The organism is Nocardia rhizosphaerihabitans (genome assembly GCF_014646295.1).
Lineage (GTDB): Bacteria > Actinomycetota > Actinomycetes > Mycobacteriales > Mycobacteriaceae > Nocardia > Nocardia rhizosphaerihabitans.
In genome coordinates this window covers 116,146-133,458 of record NZ_BMNE01000001.1, presented here as the reverse complement: position 1 = coordinate 133,458, position 17,313 = coordinate 116,146, and the positions used below count along the sequence as shown (strand labels likewise).

Sequence of the window (17,313 nt, the reverse complement as noted above, 5' to 3'; positions counted from 1 at the left end):
TGCGGCCAGCGACGCGGCATTCGGGCTTCGGTCGCTTAGTCCCTTTCGATCGGTGTTGTCGGAGCGGGGGAACCGTCGATACCAGGGCGACCGTGGCGAGGCGATCCTCGCTGAGCCTGCATCCGGTTCCGGTGTTGGTGCGGACTCCCGATGCGAGCGGCATCGCAGACAACCGGGTCTCGGCGATGATCCCGTGGCGCCGAACGCGACACCATCACCGACTCATCCAAGCCGGCCCAGCGCAGGCTCACCCGCCGCGAGGCCGATGTCGACGAACTGCTGTCAGCTGGCCTGCCACAGGGCGCGTCAGCTGGCCTGCCACACGGCGCGGTTTGGGCTACCAGGGATCCCTGCCGGTGGGCTTATGACCAGTCAATAGGAAAGCGAGAGTAAGGAATTCACCTGCAGAAGCCGGCAACGACATCTACATCGGCCGCTACTCAAGGTCGGTCCACGACCAGGCCTCTGCAGGAGTGAGGTCGTCATCCGGTTCACGACCGAACATGAATCGCTTGTCCAAATAAGGTGCATATTCTATGAACAACGAATACATCCCCACCGCTGGTAGGCGTCCGGCCAGCGCCTTTGCCTGAACATGGGCTCCGTACGCATGCAGCTTATCCAGCAGGAAGGCTAGCCCGGCCGGATTGTCGAGGGCGATGTGCACAGCGGCGCGGTCGGTCAGCGCCAGCGCTTGGGCGTTGGCCCCTGACTGCAGCAGTTGTCTCAGCAGCAAGGCCACTTCGCTCGGGTGGTCAAGGGCGACGTGCGCAGCGGCGCGGTCAGCCAGCGTCAGTGCCTGGACGTCGGCCCCCATCTGCCGCAATTGTTCCAGCAGCGAGGCCACCTCGCGAGCGCTGTCGAGGGCGACGTGCGCAGCGGCGCGGCCGGCCAGCGTCAGCGCCTGGGAGTGGGCTTCCGATCGCCGCATCTGCTCCAACAGGTCGGACAGCCCACGGGGATGGTCGAGGGCGATGTGCACGGCGCGGTTGGCCAGGGTCAGTGCCTGGACGTCGGCCCCCGAATCCAGCAGTTGTCTCAGCAGCAAGGCCACTTCGCTCGGGCGGTCAAGGGCGACGTGCGCAGCGGCGCGGTCAGCCAGCGTCAGTGCCTGGACATCGGCCCCTGACAGCCGCATGAATTCGAGCAGATAAGCAACCTCGCCCGGCTTGTCGAGGGCGACGTGCGCAGCGGCGCGGTCAGCCAGCGCTAGTGCCTGACCGTGGGCCTTGGATACATGTAACTGTCCCAGCAGAAAGGCCACTCCCCGCGGGTTGTCGAGGACGACGTGCGTAGCGGCGTGGTCGGCCAGTGCCGGGATGTCGGCCCCCGAATGCTGCAACTGCTCCAGCAAGTCAGCCATCGCACGCAGGTTGTCCTGCCGCAACTGTTCCGGCAGCAAGGCCGCCTCGTGCGGATGGTCGAGGGCGGTGTGCGCGGCGGCGCGGTCTGCTAGCGTCAGTGCCTGGACGTCGGCCCCCACCACCTTCATCCATGCCAGCAGCGACGCCACCGCGGATGGGTTGTCGAGGGCGATGTGCGCAGCGGCACGGTCAGCCAGCACTAGTACCTGCGCGTCGAGCCCCAACCGTTGCAATCGTTCCAGCAGCAATCCCAGCTCGTCCGGTTCGTCGAGGGCGATATGCGCGGCGGCGCGGTCAGCCAGTGCGAGTGCCTGGATGTCGGCCCCCGACTGCTGCAACTTTTCCAGCAGGTCGGCCACCCCGTGCGGGTCGTCGAGAGTGATGTGGGTTATGGCCCAGTTGAGCGGGTGGTGTTCAGCAGGAAACAGGGGAAACAACTCTGTGACGAGGCTGCTTGCTGCGGCGCTATGACCGCGGCTGGTGGCGTTTTTCCACAGTTGAGCGGCTTCGCGGTAGAGCCCTCGATCCCAGCCGGAGCGAGCGAGGATGTGCTGATGGTCAGGGTCAGCATGCACGGCGGCAGCGTCCCAGAACATCCACGGCGGAGTTTTCTGCGAGCGGGTACGTCGGCCGTGCTGGTCGAGGAAGTCGGCCAGCTGATACGTCGGCTGTCCAGGACCGGCGGTGAATCTGCGGCCATGTCCCCGACTGCCGCGTGCTTGAGAGGCGCGTGAGTCCAGCGGGCGGGCCCCGATGGGGGTGACAGCCCCGCGCGCGCCTCTGCGTTTGCGGCCGGTCTCGGTCAGGGCAGCTTCGAACCAGTTGTCGTCGAGGGTGTCCCAGGTGATGTCGTCGATATAGCCGGCGGCGATGTCGTGCAGCAGAGCGAACGGTAGAGCGTTTGGGTGGCCCATACGCACCAGGTCTATCGCGGCCTCGATCACCGCCCGCTCCGGCGCGCTCGCCTGCTTGTCGTAGTAGTGGACCAATTCCGGGCCCCCGGCCAGGTATTGGGCGATCGTGCCGTTCTCTGCCCTATCGACTGCCATCTTCAGGCGCGGGTCCTGCCCAGCAGCGGCCCGCATAGCGTCCATATCGGCGCCGGCGAAGTTCTCGGGCAGGGTGACCGTGGCCGGTTCGAGCAGTGCGCGGGTCGCCGAGCTGGTGCCGTCGGAACACAACGTGCGGTAGTGCTCGCGCCACAGGGATCCCAGGACGAGGATCGGTGCCCGGCGTGTGTTGGTTAGTACGGTCTGCAGATGCTCGGCGAGTCGGCCGCGGGCCTGCTCGTCCAAGGGCGAAAAGTAGCGTTGAGTCTCGTTGAGCCACACCACCGTCCGCGGTCCTACCCGGTCCAGCTGCTCGCGAAGTTCTTCTGGACGATGCGGCGAGGGATGCCACAGCCACCAGCCGCCCCGAGCTCGTAGCGGCTCCAGCGCTTCCCACAGTGCGCGGGTCTTCCCGGTCGACGAATCCGCGAGCAGCACAGCGGTCCCGCTGCTGCCCGCCAACGCCCGTTCCACCACCTCGGCGAGCCGATTGTCGTGGGCGCGACGCACATACGGCGGCAACGCCATCGCAGCATCATCGGCGGCGGTGACGGTGATCGGCACGTGCACCTCCAGCGCGTACGCATCGCGCACGTCCTCCAGTGGCAGCCCTGGCCGGAGACGGGCATCCTTGTCGGCGCGTTTGTGCGCGTCCTTCCATGCAGTCAGGTCGTCGTCGGTGATACCCCAGGCCCGCAGGACCGGGGACAGGTTCCCCCACTGAGGGAAGGACTTGCCGTGGATCCAGTCGTTGATCGTGTTGGAAGAGGCGGTGACTCCCGGACGCCCGCTCAGCTTCATGTAGCTGAGCCCTGCGGTGGTGTAGAGCTCGACCATCGCGTGCTGCAGATCCTCGCGACTGTGGATATCGTGCGGGTCGGCTACCAATGTTCCCCTCGATCTACCCGGTCGGCGTTCGGTGACGTTCGGCAGACCAGGCCTGCCCATAGCCTCCATCCTGGGGTCGAGCGGGGACTTGGCCGCACCGGATGCACCGAATTCCCCTCCGGAACAACGCTTACCAGCATGAACGCCGTCGAAATCATCGCACTCCTCGCCGTCATCGTGCTCATCCTGCAGAACGCCGCCCAGATCCCCGCCGCCGTGGCCGACCTGCTGCGCGCCTGCCTTCCGGTCGTACACGCAGCCCGCGACCTGATCGCAGCGATCAAAAACCCTTCCGAGTTCCCGGCTGACACCGCCAGAGAAGAGAAGCTCGACCCGTCGTAGGCTCTCGCTCGCCATTGTCATTTGAACAAGATCGTTGCCCATCTTGCGACGTCGTGCCCGACAGGGCTTCGGGAGCTTGCCGCTGCGGATAGGACTTGGCAGCAGGATTTGTCAGCGCGGCGCATGGTGGGGTGGACGCCGAACCAGCTGCTGTAGTGCTGCAACGCAGCCGTCTTCGGTGACCGGCAGGCGTTGGAATCTGACTGGGTGGCCGATGGTGGTGGTCCATGGGCCGAGTCTTTCTGCTCGCGAGGTAGTGGCTGTCCGGGGAATTCGACGTAGGCCAGCATGCCCAGCGGGAGGGGTGCGCTGGTGTGGGTGCCCAGGTGGGCGTTGATCTGGTAGAGGTCTTCACGAACGACACCGACAGGGTCGATCAGGCGCTTGTACTTGGCGTCGACGATTGCCCACGGGTGGTGCAGTGGGCCGATGACGAGGTCGGGGTAGAGCCGTCCTAGTGTGCGGGCGGGGTTGTCGATGGCGCGCAGGAGTGCGCCCGAGTTAGTGAGCCGGGTGCCGTGAGTAACGTGTGCTGAGCCGAAAACGCGGCGGGCGCAGTGCAGGACGAATAGTTCCCATAGTTCGGCGACGTCGATAAGGAGCCCGCTGTCGGTGTGGTCGGCGGCGTTTGCGAGCAGACCGCGATGGCGTGCGATGCGCCATGACAGTTCGGCGGCGCCGCGAAGGGCAGCGTTGTCGGGGTGTATCGGACGCGGGCGAGACTGCGTTGAGTGGGGAGGGCGGGCCGGCTGCCGATGGCGGCTTTGAGTTGCGGCAGCAGTTCGTCGATGCGTTGCCCACGCCATCCTGTGCGGCGCAGCGCGCGATCGAGCACACGGTCGGCGAGCACGATCGTCGAAGCGACTAGGTTGTCGAGTTGTTTGGGCCGGCTCGTCGAGACCACATTGGGGCTGCGCGTCGACCTCAACGCCAGTGTCGCCGGTATGTCCAAACGGCCACGTACGTGGGGTGATACGTGACGCACTGGTGCACGGAGTGCTGGTGGCCCGTGGAGTGCGGCGCTGGTGACGGTGGCACGCCAGGCGGCGGCGAGGAGTTCAGCGACGAAACCGGGGGAGGGGCCGTGTTCGGCCGAATCGGGGACGATGCGCACGTTCAACGCCGCACCTGCCCATGCTGCGATCGTCTCGATGCCCAGCCGGGGTCGGATCTCGAGGATGCGGCCGTCGCGGTAGATCGAGCCGATCCTGCACCGCCGCCGTCGCGAGTTCAAGGCCGCGCAGAAGTAGTGGTGTCGAGTGCTTGAAAAGTAGCTCGTAGCAGCTCTTTTCGCTTGCGGCCCCGCGTCGGAGACATCCGAGGCGGGGCCGCTGCCGTCACTGGAGATCATCGTGGATACCGGGTCGTCAGCCTCAAAACGGTCACATAAACGGTCACAAACGGAACGCGCTCGACATCGTCCGCAGAAGTGGTCTACCAGCGGATTCGCGTCTCTCCCTCCGGGCTGACCTTGCGGCGATGCGGCGTGGTCTTGTGGCCACCCGGTGTTCTCTACAAGACCGCTTCACGGACTGCCCGATACTCGGGTGAGTGCATGTAGACGCTCGCCTTGAAGTCGCCCGGCCGTCGGCGTGTCGGAGTACGACACGCGGGGGAAATTCAGTGCACAGCAATCAGGCAGCTAACTTTTTTGCGGTTGCCGCGCCCGCGTCCTCGCTCACTTGTGAACCTGTGCGGCGTTGCTTACCAACCAGATAGGGTATCCTCGGCCGTTCGCCAATCTGGTCCGCGCGGGGCAGCGAGTCGACGAGTGCGACCGACGTGCCGACGCCAATCGGGATAGGAAATGTGGTGCGCGATGCCTATGGTGCGCACGGGTCAGGCGCTCGTCTTCCTCGCTGGCTGATCGCTCTGACAATCACTCACGGTGGTGACGGCGACCGCCTGTCTGCGTCGGCAACGATAGCTGCGTAGTGGTACCGCCGGGCCAGCGTGCGGTGTGGCGCTGATGGCCGGGGCAAGGTGGGAGCTGGCTGTTCGGGTCGCTAGCCCCCGGGATGCGTTGGTGTCAAACCTGGAGGAATGCGGTGATGCCGGGCAGGTTCGTATTTCAGCGAAGCCTGCGTCCGGCACAGGCTCAGCTGGAAACGGTCGGGGTACCGAGCGCGCAAATGGTAGTAAGGGGTATAGATATGTGCATCTAATCATGATTCGACTATCGGCTGGTGTCGAACAATCCGACAGTCACTGACTCAGTCAGCTGAGGAGGCCGACCATTGGCCTCCGTGGGCCGGTCGCGGTGGTGCTGCATCTCGGTCCGGCGCAACGGTCCCGCATCGTCGATCATCCCGGGCCCGCCCTCATCGAACGATTTGGGCGCGGCACGGCCGATTGAGTGGGTAGGGGCGCCAGCCATAGCCGGGTCAGCCACTCGCCTTCGGGAATCTGCCGCCCATGACTGGTCGGCCTGTTCCAATTTCGCCAACTGAACCCTGCGCGGGCTCGATGAGCTCCAACACGCTTGCTAATCGGTGGCCGCAGGCGTGCTCTGAACCGCCTGTGCTGCAGTGACTTTGCATGTTGAGCTCGGTTTGGGGCTGAAACTGCCGCGTTCGCCGATGACGACGGCGTCGAACCCGCGGTCGGGGTCGCGTAGTAGTTGGAGCAGTTTGTTGGCTTCGGGGCGTCGTTTCCAGGGGATGGATCGTGATTGGCATGTACCGAGGTCTCGTGAAAGTGATGGTCCTGCGTTCGTATTCGATGCACGGGGCGCGGGCTCAAAGCGAGCCGTGGCTCGACGAACATCAGTGGATCGAAGCTTGGAGTCGAGCAGAGTTCAACCGGGTACAGCCGAGCCGTGACCCTGCGAGCTCATCCGATGGCGGCGTCGGCCGAGTCCCTGCTGTGGGGCGACACTCAACGGCCGCCACCGCCGCGCTGGCTGCACAGCGGCCAGCAATTGCTGCGGAATTGGTCGCTGACATGGAACCTGGGGCTGCCAGTAAGGTGATAGCTGGACTTCCTCCTGGAGCCGCCGAAGAGATGCTGACCGCGGTGCTGGCTGCCCAGCGCCGCGAAATAAAACGATTGGCGACAAAATTGAGGCGGTAGTCAGCACACGGTAAGGGGCTGATGAGCGGACTCGTGCGCACCTTCACATCACCGTGTCTGCTTGAACTCGGCCCACACATTAAGTGGGGGTGTGTTTTGCGGTGATCGGCGCCGGTTCAGCGGGTCCAGGCAGTACCGTGCGTCCTGTCCGCTGGGGTCTGGCTCCAGGTCGTTACCAGCTCAGCGGCTTCTGCGGTAGCTCCCACACTTCACCCGATCAGGTCAAGGGTTCCGACTACACCGTGGAAATGCCGACGGCGAAGCCTTCGACTGGGTCCTTCGGTGCCTGACGTTCGGCCGTCCTGATCGTGCGCTCGAACATAACGGTTGGGATGACGGAGTCGCTATAAGTCCTTGATCACCCGCGAGTCGGTGATATCTACCGCGCGCAACGCGCGAGCTCCTTCCTTCCTCATGGAAGTCAGGGTTGAGTGTTTCGGCGCGACGAAGCCGATGTTCTGTCGATCGGTGACAGGGTGTCGGGTCTCGTTCGAGTAGCTGTCGTCGAGGACTTGGCACACCGACGGGTGCCACCACCGCTGGATCCGTGCCCTGCTGCTCGTGCCCGGATTGTCCGGGCACGAGCAGGTCGGTCAGGCGACCGCCTCGTTGTAGGCGTCGACGATCTCGGCGGCGATGCGGCCGCGCGCGGAAACTTTGTGGCCGTTTTCTGCGGCCCAGGTGCGGATCGCGGTGAGATCGTTGCGGTTTCGCGCAGGCTTGGCCGGGGATGGAATGGTTCGGCTGGTGGATTTGGCCGTGCGGCCGGTTTTGCGGGCGTGTGGGACCCACTGCTCCATGGTGTCACGCAGCTTGGCTGCGTTGTTGTCGGAGAGGTCGATTTCGTAGAGGGCGCCATCGACGCCGAAGGTGACCGTTTCGGTAGCGGGTGTGGTGCCGTCGATGTCGTCGACGATGTTGACTACCACTTTGCGTGCCATGCGGCTTGTCCTGTCTGCTCGATGAATTGGCCAACGCTGCCGCCCGGTTTCTGGGAAGCCTGCGCTTGTTTGACTATGCCATGACCAAATTTCGTGCGTAAAGCTCGCTTTCGGTGATCTTTGCACCATAGGGGAGCCGGTCGCCCATCAAGGTAGGCGATAGCGCACCGCATTCTGGACCGATCACGTGTACCTGTCTCGGGTGGCCTTGCCGCCAGTGCCCGAGTCGGACGTTCGTAACGCACAATGGCCCATTCCTCGCCGCTGGCAACGCATCTATCAGGTGCCCGGTCGCCCGCGAGTGCGAGTGGATCGTGTACTTTCTCGATTCCTCAAGTCCCGCTGCGGCAGTGGGCCGGACTCGACAGGTGGGCAACGCTGGCGGCCGCTACCCGCTCCGATATCGGTACCCATGCGCTGGCCAGCCTCGATACCGGGCTGGCCGACTTCGCCGCGGTGCGCATGCGGCTGGCCGCCGCGGTCGAGTCGGCGCCGGACCACCTTGGTCCGGGCTCGCTCGTCCCGTGGTCCGAAGCCAGTACAGGTCGGCTAGGCAACTTTGCCGCTCGATGTCCGCGAGGAGGATCATGCAAGCTTCACTCGCGTGCAATTCCAAAGCGCCCTCACACCAGGATCCGCTGGGCCCTGGCCCAATGGCTTGGCCGTTGTCTGCGGGCGATGGACAGTCTGAGTCCTCGCAGCATCCGACAGACCAGCGAACCTGACGAGATGCAGGTGGTTGGCAGCTGCGGGATCTGCAGTGAGGTGGCGGAAGGGCTGAACTATGTTGGAGGCTGATGGTGGTCGGTGGAAAGTGAATGTAAATCGGGTGTTTGGCGTGCAAACCCGCAGGTGAGTTAGTGTGCTCCCCGCGCGAGCGGGGATGAGCCCATGGATTACGTGGCGCAGCGCCTCGCTGAGATGTGCTCCCCGCGCAAGCGGGGATGAGCCCGCGATCGTAGCCAGAACTATGGCGGGCGGTCTGTGCTCCCCGCGCGAGCGGGGATGAGCCCCGGGTGGTCTGTAGTAACCCATGTGGCGAAATGTGCTCCCCGCGCGAGCGGGGATGAGCCCTGCCATGGTCGAACCCTTCCTCCGATCCCAGCGTGCTCCCCGCGAGCGGGCATGAGCCTATGGTGGCTGTTCGAGTGGAGGCCGAGTTCGCGTGCGAAGTGTCTTCGAGAACGCACATCTGTCCTCAGGCTATGGTTTCGGTGATGCTCTCGTCGTCTTGCTGGCGACTCGAGGGGCCGCAGTGGTCTACCCCGCCTCACCGTCGGGCTCCTGTGGGTGGTGGCTCGAACTGCGGGGCTGACCATCCTGGCAGAACTCGACGTCGATCCAGAGGCCTTCTACGACCTGGCCGGCGCCTACAGTCTCGCCAGCCGGATCGCGACGACCGCATTAACCAACACGTACAAGGCGATTCACGACGCGACCTTGATGAGCGGAAACGACAACAGCGGCACACTGTGGGCCAGGGCTACTGGGCCTCGGGTATCGAAGCTCTTGTCACGTCCGGCAAAGCGACCGATGTCCTGGCCAAAGATGGCCGCACTGACCCGCCAGAGCGGTGCCAATCACGACCGGTCCGAGAACGCCGAGGACTACAACATCGGCAAACAGCTGCCGGGATCCGATCCGGGAGCGGAATCCTACCGTCGGCCGTTGTCGGAAGCTGCTGACGCGCTTGCCGACCTGGCTACGGGCGTCTCATGTCGCATCGGTCGGTTCGATCGATTGATATCCCGAGGTTAGCCAGTTGGTGGACGCGGGCCGATCTTGCCTTCAAGGATCTCGTATTCGCCGGGGTAGAGCCCGCGGCCGCGCGGCCTGTCCTCAGGTATTTCGACTTGGAAGTGGCTGGCACGGACCGCCTTCCGGCGATACCTTCCAACAAAGAAGATCATCACAGAGCCGCCGCGACCGGACTTGCCGCCCGCAAGGCTTTCACGGCCGGCGTTGAAGGTCTCCTCAATATCGCGGCCGTCGTTCCCGACAGTGATCGAGCCATCGTGATGCAGGATCACGAACGTTCCGTTGTCTGCAGCGATCGTGGCCGCCTCGGCGCTACCGAGGGATGGGTCCGTCGTAGCGACAAAGTGCGGTTGTTGGCGAGCGCCTGTAGGTGCCGCCACCTGAAGCTCACGTCCGACTCCGATCCGTACGAACTCGCCCAACGCATTGTGCCGACCCGATTCGAGGATCTCCCACAGATGGAAGCGAGACCAGACCTTCACCCGTCCGTCATAGAAGAGGGAGACGCGATCGGCTGTCCCGTTGCTAACCAAGTACCTATCAGGATTCGGCGCCATACCCACAGCCTGCCAGCATCACCACGGAACTGAAGCTCTTACTGCGGCTTTCGACGTATCTCTTCAACTTGCAGTTGCTGCTGTCGAACCGCGCGACAACGTCGATGGCCTGGACTTCCTGCTGTCGATCGCAGGCGGTTGACGGTACGACGATCTACTGGTGGTCATCTCCAAGCGTCGGCTGTTTTCGTCCGACCAGCGGAACGTCTCGTCGATCTCCTTGGTGGAGCACAAGATCGAGCTGTAGCTCTTGGCGTGCACCGACTCCACGAACGCGATGTTGAGCACCGCCTCCTCTGTGTGGTTACCGCGTCGGGGAACAGCGCGACCGCGCCGACGGTGCCTTGGATGGGTGGCGGGCAGGGTCAAGCCAGTGAAGACCCGCATGGTGAGCTGCTTTTCGTCGGCGGTGAACGACTCCCAGGACGGGATGTCGTTGGACACCGGCACCTTCTCAGGCAGCCAGAAGTTGCCGGTCAGGCGGTCCCATACCTCGGCGTCTTTCGGGTCCGTGCCATCCTAGCTTGCCTTTGGGTCCGAACGATGCCTGGCAGTGCTTACGTCAGCTAGCCACGGGCTCCCTGCTGCTACTAGGACTGGTTGCGGGCAGCAGACCATTGCGTTTCGAACTCGCGCTTGGAGATTTCTTCCGCGTCGAACTCTGGTTGCGATGCTATTTCCTGGATCGGTGCTATTTCTATTTCGGCCAGTCCGACGGTGGGGGTGTCTCGGCTTTCGTCTGCCCACTCCGCGCGGCCGTCGCGATACAGCTGAACACGCCGAGTTTCCCAGTTGTCTTCACCGACTTCATGGAAGAACACTGTCGGTTCGTCGGTGAAATCGTGGTGCCAGGTGACCTTCACATACCTCATGTCCTAGTTCCTTCCTGATCGGATGATTCGCCCGGCGAGATCGAGTGGGCCGCTGTTGGGGACAACGAAGACCCCGGGTCTTCCTTGCACGACTTCGAGTCCGGTGACGTCGATTTCCAAGAAGTGTGTGAATTTCTGTCCAGCCCAGGGTACTCGGAGGAAGTCATAGGAAAGCTGGCCGAGTGTGCGCGTGCCTGGTTGGACGTCGGTCAAGTATTGGCCGTCGCCGTAGCGGGCGTCTTTGGGGTTCTGTTCGCGCAGAGACGGCCGCAGTTCTTGACTGTCAAGGATCCCGTCGTGACCTTCCTGGTTGGTGTAGTGATACAAAGTCCGGGGCGGTTCATCCGGGGGTTGGGTCGACGGGGCGTTTTGGTTTCCGCCTGTGCATTCGTCGGGTGCCAGTCCGAGTGGGTCGCACCAGCGGATCGGGTTGTGCGGGTATCCGTATTGATTCGGTGCTGGCGACAGACCCAGTGGGTCTGGTGTGAGGTACCGGCCCTGGTTCGGGTCGAAGTATCGGTGGATGTTGTAGTGCAGCGAGGTCTCGGGGTCGTGGTACTGGCCGGGGAACCGGATCGGCGTCGAGCAGTCGCCCTTCCAGGAGGTGTTGCCCCACAGATCGACCGAACCCGTGGCGAGACTTCGGCCGGTACTGGGATCGACGAGGTGGTGGGGAATCCCGGATATGTCGGTCAGGACCGCGCAGGGGTTCGAGACGGTCGAGCCAGGCGATCCTTCGATCTGCAGGATCGGGATGTGTGTGGCGGGCAGGTACTGCCAACTGATTGTGCGGTCACCGCTGGATTCTTCGATGAGGTGAGAACCGTCGTACTCGAAGGTGGTGTGGGTGAGGCGTTCGCCTCGACTGTTCAGTCGATACTTGGCTGTGCGCCGGTTGGCAGCGTCGTATGTGTACTGCCACCACTGGCCATCGGGGGTGTAGACGTCGGTGAGTTGGTCGAAGGCGTTGTATCGGTAGTGCCATACCGCCGGTTTGCGGGAAAGTCGGGTGGTGACTTTGCGGATGAGGCGCCCGGACGCGTCGTAGTAGTAGTGATTGCGTCCGTCGCGGACGAGGAGGTTGTTGTGGTATTCGCGGCTCTCGGTCCCGGTGTGCTGCTCGTCGTCGACGGCTGAACCGGGTGTCCGGCGGGCGGTGATGTTGCTGAGTGCGTCGTATTCGTAGGCGTCGGCGACGAGGCGGTCGCGGGTGATGGTGGTGACTTGGCCGATTCGGTCCAGCCCGAAGCTGTCGTGAACCGGGGTGGTGTCGGGACGCTGGATGGTGTGGTCGGTGAGGTAGCCGTCGGCACGGTAGGTGTAGTCGTCGTGGCGGATCGTGAACGGGGCGGGGCGGATGTCGGGGTTCTCGCCGAAGTCCAGGGAGAACTGTGCGGCGGGGAATCCGGTGGCGTGTTGGGCGGCAATGTTGCCGTTTCTGGTGAAGGTACGTTCGATCTGGACTTCGCCGATACGCCATTGCGTCAGGCGGCCCGCACGGTCGTGCGTGAAGGAAATCGCGTGGCCGTCGGCGTCGAGTGCGGTGGTCTGGCCGAGGGTGTTGTGGTGCCAGGTCGTGACATTGCCGGCGGGGGTGGTGCGTCGGATCCGGCGGCCGCGGCGGTCGTAGTCGTTGCGCAGGGCCGGCCCGTGGTCGCGTGTTTGGGTGGCGACGAGGCCGGTGGGTGTGTAGGTGTATTCGAGTGTGTGGATCCGGGATTCGGAGTTTCCGTTGCTGGCGGTGAGGACACGGCCCGCCCCGTCGCGGGTGTAGTGGATGTATTCGCCGGTGTCGGCTGTGACAGTGGTGAGATGACCGAGGGTGTCATAGCTGTGGCGGCGGGTGATTCCGGTGGCGGGTGTGACGGTGGCGACCCGGCCGGTGATGGTGTGGGTGTAGGTGGTGGTCGCGCCGGTGTAGTCGGTCTCGGCGATCAGGCGCCCGAAGGTGTCGTATTCGTAGGACCATCGCTGGCCCAGGGGATTGATGACGGCGACCAGCTGACGTTCGGTGTTGTGCAGGTAATGGGTGGTTGCCCCGTCGGGGCCGGTACGGGAGGCCACATTGTCGAAGCCGCTGTAGGTGTAGCGGGTGATGCCACCGTTGCGGTCGGTGTGGGTGAGGAGGTTGTTCTCACCGTCGTAGGTCCAGGTTTCGGCGAATCCGTCCGGATCGACGCGCCGGGAAAGTCGACCCTCCGGAGTCCACTCGTAGACAGTGGTGTGACCTAGCGCGTCGGTGACCTTGGCGGGCCGACCGAACGGATCGCGGCAGATCTTGGTGGTTGTACCGTGAGGGTCGGTCACCGCGGCGGGTAGCCCGGTGGGGTCGACTTGGATGCGAGTTACCGCGCCGTCTGGATCGCGGATTTCGGTTGTCGCACCACATGCGCTGTAGGTGTACTGGGTGCGGGCTCCGGCAGCGTCGGTGAGCGCGCGGAGGTTGCCGTCTTTGTCCCACTCGCGGTGGATGCTCGTGCCGTCGGGGTTGGTGATGATGGCGGGGCGGTTGGTGTAGGCGTAGTCGACGCTGATGTTGGTGCCGTCAGGGCGGGTGATCTTGGCGATCTCGCCCTCGGGCGTGTATTGGTAGGTGGTGACAGCACCGTCGGGTTCGGTGACGTTGAGGGGCTTTCTGGCGGCGTTGTAATCGATGTGGCGATGTCCGCCGTCCGGGGCGCGGACATCGCGAAGGCGTAGGTCGTTGTCGAATCCGTAGCCGGTGACGCCACCGCGGGAGTTGGTGTGGCGGGTGAGACGGCCTGTGCCGTTGCCGAGTTCGAGGTACTCGAAGTCGGCATCCATGATTCCGTCGGTGCCGCGCTGCGCGACAACACGACCAGATTGGTCGTAGGTGTTGGCAACCCAAATACCGTTGGAATCGGTCCACGACAGCATCCGATGGTGGTCGTCGTAGACGAAACGGGTGATGCCGCCGACACCGTTGGTGACCGTTGTCAACTCGCCGCGTTCGTAGCCGAATTCGCGTACACGGGTGATGGATTCGATCCCGTCCACCTCGCCAGCCACCGAGATTGCAGTGACTCGGCCGTCGGCTGAATCCAGAACTACGCGGTAGCCACCGGAGTGGGTGACGGTAGTGGGATCGCCGTTGCTGTTGTAGTGGAATCTGATCCGGTTGTTGTGCCTGTCGGTGATCGCCGAGATCGCATAGTTTCCGAGGAGGTTATCCAGCCCTTTGAGAACGGGCTCGGGTGCGAAGTGCCACACCAGTTCTCGATCCGGATCCCACAACCGGTAGCCGCCCAGGTCGGTACGGGTCAGTTTCCAGCGCTGACCACCGGTGATCGGCTCGACACCGACACCTACCTCGGCGTGTGGGTAGGCCAAGAGCATGCCGTCTTCGAAGACGACGGTTACACAGTCGGATTCGACGACAACACGCATGTCGAGGGTGGCCGACCATGAGGGGCCGAACCATCGACCGAACCGATAGTTGGAATGGTGGGCACGCTTGAGAGCCAGCCGGAGGATGCCAGGCAGGTCGAGGTCTGTGACCGGGAGCAGGAATTCGCCGGTCGCGATATTTACCGGATCGCCGCCTTCGCATGTCTGGTCGCGGGTCGAGTCGGTCTCAGGCGGGTTCTTCTGGGCTGCCTCGCTCGCGCTGGGCTCACCGTTCCCGCCGTTGTCGTGGTCGGATCGTAGCTCGGGCCTACTGTTGTTGTCGGGTTGGCCAGCTGAGTTGCCCTCGTCGTCGTTTCGACTACCTGGCTGGGTCCGGTCGGCGTTGTCGTCGGCGCCGTCATGGTGCGGACCCGGCTTGCCGGAGTCTCCGTTCCCCGGGCTGTTATCGCCGTCGTGGTTGTCCGGTGTGTTGTCGTGGGTGTCGGAGGAATGGACGTCAGGTGATGTCGCTGCCGGGTTCGGGTTCGCTCCATCGCTTTCGGGGCTCGGGCGACCAGAGGGAGCGTCATCTGCGCCGTCCGGTTTCGTGGCAGGCGCGGTGTCGGGTGAATTATCTTGCGGCGTGGGTGAATCCGGGTCTAGAGCTTGGGGTGAATCCGGCGAGCCCGCGTCGGGATTCGGCCCTGCCTCGCCGTTGTGGAGGCCATTGGTTGCCGGGGCCGAATCTCCGTCCAGCAGGTCCGAGCGTGGGGAGTCCGGTGTGGCGCCTGCTGGGTTGGTGGCGGGTGAATCACCGTTGTGCGCTGCGGGATTCGTCGTTGGCGCGGCCGGGTTGTCCGGAGTTTGGTGTGAGGCCGGGGTGCCGGGTGTGTCGGGGACGTTTCTCCCGGCAGCCCCGGCCGCGTCGTCGACGACGTTGCGGCCCGCATTGCCGAGGCGGGCGGCGTCGGATGCCTTGTCGACGACAGTCGCACCCGCCTTGGCCGCACCACCCGCACCACCGGTCGCCACGGTCAACAACGCGTCGCCGGTAAGCGCGCCTAATGCTTCGGACGGGTTCGTTTTGAACCCCGCCAGCATCGCCGCCCCGGTCGCTTTCGGGTCGGCCGCGGCCAGCACCATGCCGGTGCCCAGGTCCGACATGCTCGACATGTACTCGGCAGGGTGGGTGATGTTGTAGGCGTCGATCGGAGAGATCGAGCGGACGAACTGGACCATCCCGGTCAGCGAGGTCAACAACCCGGTACTGAAGTTCAGCCGCGCCTGGTCTATCGCCGCGTTCAGGTCTTCGAAATTCGAGCCCCAGCGGGAGAGGAACGGTGGTTCGGTCGGGGCGGTCGCGGTCGCGGCGCTGATCGCGGCCACCGCCGTATCGGCGGCGTTGTCGCGTTGGGTGCGGGCGCCGGTCAGGATCGCTTTCGCGGCGTTGCGGATGTCGGTCCAGGTGTCGGTGAGGTTCTTGCCCTTGCGGTCGTCGTCGGACAGTGCGTTCCACGCGTTCTTGCGGTCGCGTTCCTCCCGGTCGGCTTGCTCCCACTTCGCGATCGCGTCGGCGGCCTTGGCTTGGGCGGCGCTGACCTCGTGGGCCCACGCGTCCAGCGCGGTCTTGGCCTTGCCCATCGCGTCGGCGCCGTCCCACCACAGTTTCGGCTGCTTGGCGAACTCCTCGTCGAACGCTGTCGCGGCTTCACCGGTCCAGTCGGCGGTGTCGATCTTGCGCAGCGCGTCACCGGTTTGTTCGATCGCGGTGCCGATCTTGCCCAGATGTCCGGTGACCTCGTTGATCTTGCCGACATCGCCGCGGATCAGTTCTTTGGGATCGGTGGTCTGGCCGAGTTCTTTCTCCGGCACCGCGCCGCCGGTGGCGTCGACGACCTTGTCGCCCAGATCGTCGAGCCATTCCGACAAGCCGTCGGCGCCAACAGCTTTCGCGACTTTCGACTCCGCGTCCAGGACGGTGTTGTAGGCCTGCCCGACCTTCTCGGTCGCCGACTCGACACCGTCTTCGATCGCGTCACCGACACTGTTGAGGAAGTCCCCGATGCCCATCTACTGCGTTCCCCCGCCAGGTTGCTGTGATTGCTTGATCTCGGCGACATGGGCGGCCACGCCGGTGTCGAGGCTGTAGGCCTTGTCCGGATTCTCGAGTAGGTACTGACCTGCCGATCCCAACGTCGACACGTTGTCACCGATATGGGAGAACGCGTCGCCGAACGAGGACGCGCTGTAGTTGGGCTGCGCGGCGAGGTTCCAGGTGTTGTTGGACAGCACCTGGCCCCAGTCCATCTTCTCGATGTCTTCTTTGCTCGCGTGCGGGTTCCCGGCGAGGTGGGTGAAGGCCTGCTTGAGCGCGTTGGAGGCCTGCTGATCGATCAGGTAGTAGCGGCCTGCCGACAGATCCAGGATCTTGGCGATCTCGTTGCCGGACTGCACCAGCGCTCTGATACCCCAGGACCAGCGTTCGGTGAAAGTCTCGAAGGTGGTCTGCACGTTGGCTTTTCCGGCTTCCATCGCCGACATCGCCAACTGGGAGAAGCCACGCCCGACGGCGCCGGTTTCGCCGACGCCGAGGTCGGAGAGTTCGTCGATGATGCCGGTGATCCCGTTCGCGGCCTGGGTCAGCAGGGCGGGATCGACATTCAGATCAGACATCGGCCGGGTCTTCGGACACGTCCGGCGGGAAGGTCATCGGGTGGGCGCCGAGCATGTCCACCGCGACACCGGTCGGCTCCGGTTGGGCGGCCGCGAACTCTCGCAGGCGGCGGCCGAGGAAGGTGTGGAACCGGTACTCCTGGTCGGCGACCACTCCCCGCGCGGTCATGAACCGCGCGTATTCGGGAATTCCGGTGAACGCGCACAACCAGGCGATGCCACCGGATTCCAGGGTGAATACCCGGTCTTCCGGGCCGGTCAGCGGCACCAGCAGCGCCGAGGACTCGAACGCCGCCGTCAGCTCGCTCGGCGCTCCAAACCCGGCGTAGAACGCGGCGATCTCCGACCGCAACCGTGCAGAGTCAACCTCGACCTCGGGCATGCCTGTTCCCCCTCCCCTCGGACACCCTTCAGCGATACAAGCTATCGAACCCGGGGCTCTGGTTCCA

At 64.3% G+C, this 17,313-nt stretch carries 11 protein-coding genes; 2 read left to right on the top strand and 9 right to left on the bottom strand.

Annotation, left to right across the window (positions count from 1 at the left end):
- Nucleotides 1-436: 436 nt before the first annotated feature.
- Nucleotides 437-3,250: an ankyrin repeat domain-containing protein gene (locus IEY60_RS00590; RefSeq protein WP_189022639.1), complete on the bottom strand. Its 2,814-nt coding sequence runs from the start codon at nt 3,248-3,250 to the stop codon at nt 437-439.
- A 189-nt stretch (nt 3,251-3,439) separates the two neighbouring features.
- Here IEY60_RS00590 and IEY60_RS00585 point away from each other — a divergent pair, with 189 nt between their 5' ends.
- Nucleotides 3,440-3,643 (top strand): hypothetical protein, encoded by a 204-nt coding sequence (locus tag IEY60_RS00585; protein ID WP_189022637.1) that lies wholly within the window; start codon nt 3,440-3,442, stop codon nt 3,641-3,643.
- 17 nt (nt 3,644-3,660) lie between these two features.
- On the opposite strand, the gene IEY60_RS36440 is transcribed toward IEY60_RS00585, so the two are convergent.
- Together IEY60_RS36440 and IEY60_RS00575 are read right to left on the bottom strand one after the other, a co-directional pair.
- Nucleotides 3,661-4,449: a 5-methylcytosine restriction system specificity protein McrC gene (locus tag IEY60_RS36440; RefSeq protein ID WP_189022635.1), complete on the bottom strand. Its 789-nt coding sequence runs from the start codon at nt 4,447-4,449 to the stop codon at nt 3,661-3,663.
- 2,859 nt (nt 4,450-7,308) lie between these two features.
- Nucleotides 7,309-7,656 carry a histone-like nucleoid-structuring protein Lsr2 gene (locus IEY60_RS00575; RefSeq protein WP_189022633.1) on the bottom strand — a complete coding sequence of 116 codons (348 nt, stop codon included), beginning with the start codon at nt 7,654-7,656 and terminating at the stop codon, nt 7,309-7,311.
- A 1,290-nt stretch (nt 7,657-8,946) separates the two neighbouring features.
- On the opposite strand from IEY60_RS00575, the gene IEY60_RS00570 reads away from it, so the two are divergent.
- A complete protein-coding gene (locus IEY60_RS00570) occupies nt 8,947-9,414 on the top strand; it encodes a hypothetical protein (RefSeq protein ID WP_189022631.1) in 468 nt (155 codons plus the stop codon).
- Here IEY60_RS00570 and IEY60_RS00565 read toward each other — a convergent pair.
- From IEY60_RS00565 to IEY60_RS00540, 6 genes are all read right to left on the bottom strand, one after another.
- Nucleotides 9,411-9,971, bottom strand: a complete 561-nt coding sequence (locus IEY60_RS00565; RefSeq protein WP_189022630.1) for a hypothetical protein — start codon at nt 9,969-9,971, stop codon at nt 9,411-9,413. The genes IEY60_RS00570 and IEY60_RS00565 overlap by 4 nt on opposite strands.
- A 63-nt stretch (nt 9,972-10,034) precedes the next feature.
- A complete protein-coding gene (locus IEY60_RS00560) occupies nt 10,035-10,421 on the bottom strand; it encodes a ribonucleotide-diphosphate reductase subunit beta (RefSeq protein WP_229739452.1) in 387 nt (128 codons plus the stop codon).
- A gap of 140 nt (nt 10,422-10,561) precedes the next feature.
- Nucleotides 10,562-10,843 (bottom strand): DUF6881 domain-containing protein, encoded by a 282-nt coding sequence (locus tag IEY60_RS00555; RefSeq protein WP_189022629.1) that lies wholly within the window; start codon nt 10,841-10,843, stop codon nt 10,562-10,564.
- A gap of 3 nt (nt 10,844-10,846) precedes the next feature.
- Nucleotides 10,847-16,261 (bottom strand): putative T7SS-secreted protein, encoded by a 5,415-nt coding sequence (locus tag IEY60_RS00550; protein ID WP_189022628.1) that lies wholly within the window; start codon nt 16,259-16,261, stop codon nt 10,847-10,849.
- A complete protein-coding gene (locus IEY60_RS00545) occupies nt 16,262-16,864 on the bottom strand; it encodes a hypothetical protein (protein ID WP_189022627.1) in 603 nt (200 codons plus the stop codon). It lies immediately after the preceding gene.
- Nucleotides 16,857-17,246: a hypothetical protein gene (locus tag IEY60_RS00540; RefSeq protein ID WP_189022626.1), complete on the bottom strand. Its 390-nt coding sequence runs from the start codon at nt 17,244-17,246 to the stop codon at nt 16,857-16,859. Before IEY60_RS00540 ends, IEY60_RS00545 begins: the two co-directional genes overlap by 8 nt.
- Nucleotides 17,247-17,313 lie beyond the last annotated feature (67 nt).

Bases quoted from the DNA above. Each gene is read 5' to 3' on its own strand.
- IEY60_RS00545 (WP_189022627.1), bottom strand. From the start codon at position 16,864: ATGTCTGATCTGAATGTCGATCCCGCCCTGCTGACCCAGGCCGCGAAC.
- IEY60_RS36440 (WP_189022635.1), bottom strand. From the start codon at position 4,449: ATGGCGTGGGCAACGCATCGACGAACTGCTGCCGCAACTCAAAGCCGC.
- IEY60_RS00585 (WP_189022637.1), top strand. From the start codon at position 3,440: ATGAACGCCGTCGAAATCATCGCACTCCTCGCCGTCATCGTGCTCATC.
- IEY60_RS00565 (WP_189022630.1), bottom strand. From the start codon at position 9,971: ATGGCGCCGAATCCTGATAGGTACTTGGTTAGCAACGGGACAGCCGAT.
- IEY60_RS00590 (WP_189022639.1), bottom strand. From the start codon at position 3,250: ATGGTCGAGCTCTACACCACCGCAGGGCTCAGCTACATGAAGCTGAGC.
- IEY60_RS00550 (WP_189022628.1), bottom strand. From the start codon at position 16,261: ATGGGCATCGGGGACTTCCTCAACAGTGTCGGTGACGCGATCGAAGAC.
- IEY60_RS00540 (WP_189022626.1), bottom strand. From the start codon at position 17,246: ATGCCCGAGGTCGAGGTTGACTCTGCACGGTTGCGGTCGGAGATCGCC.
- IEY60_RS00575 (WP_189022633.1), bottom strand. From the start codon at position 7,656: ATGGCACGCAAAGTGGTAGTCAACATCGTCGACGACATCGACGGCACC.
- IEY60_RS00555 (WP_189022629.1), bottom strand. From the start codon at position 10,843: ATGAGGTATGTGAAGGTCACCTGGCACCACGATTTCACCGACGAACCG.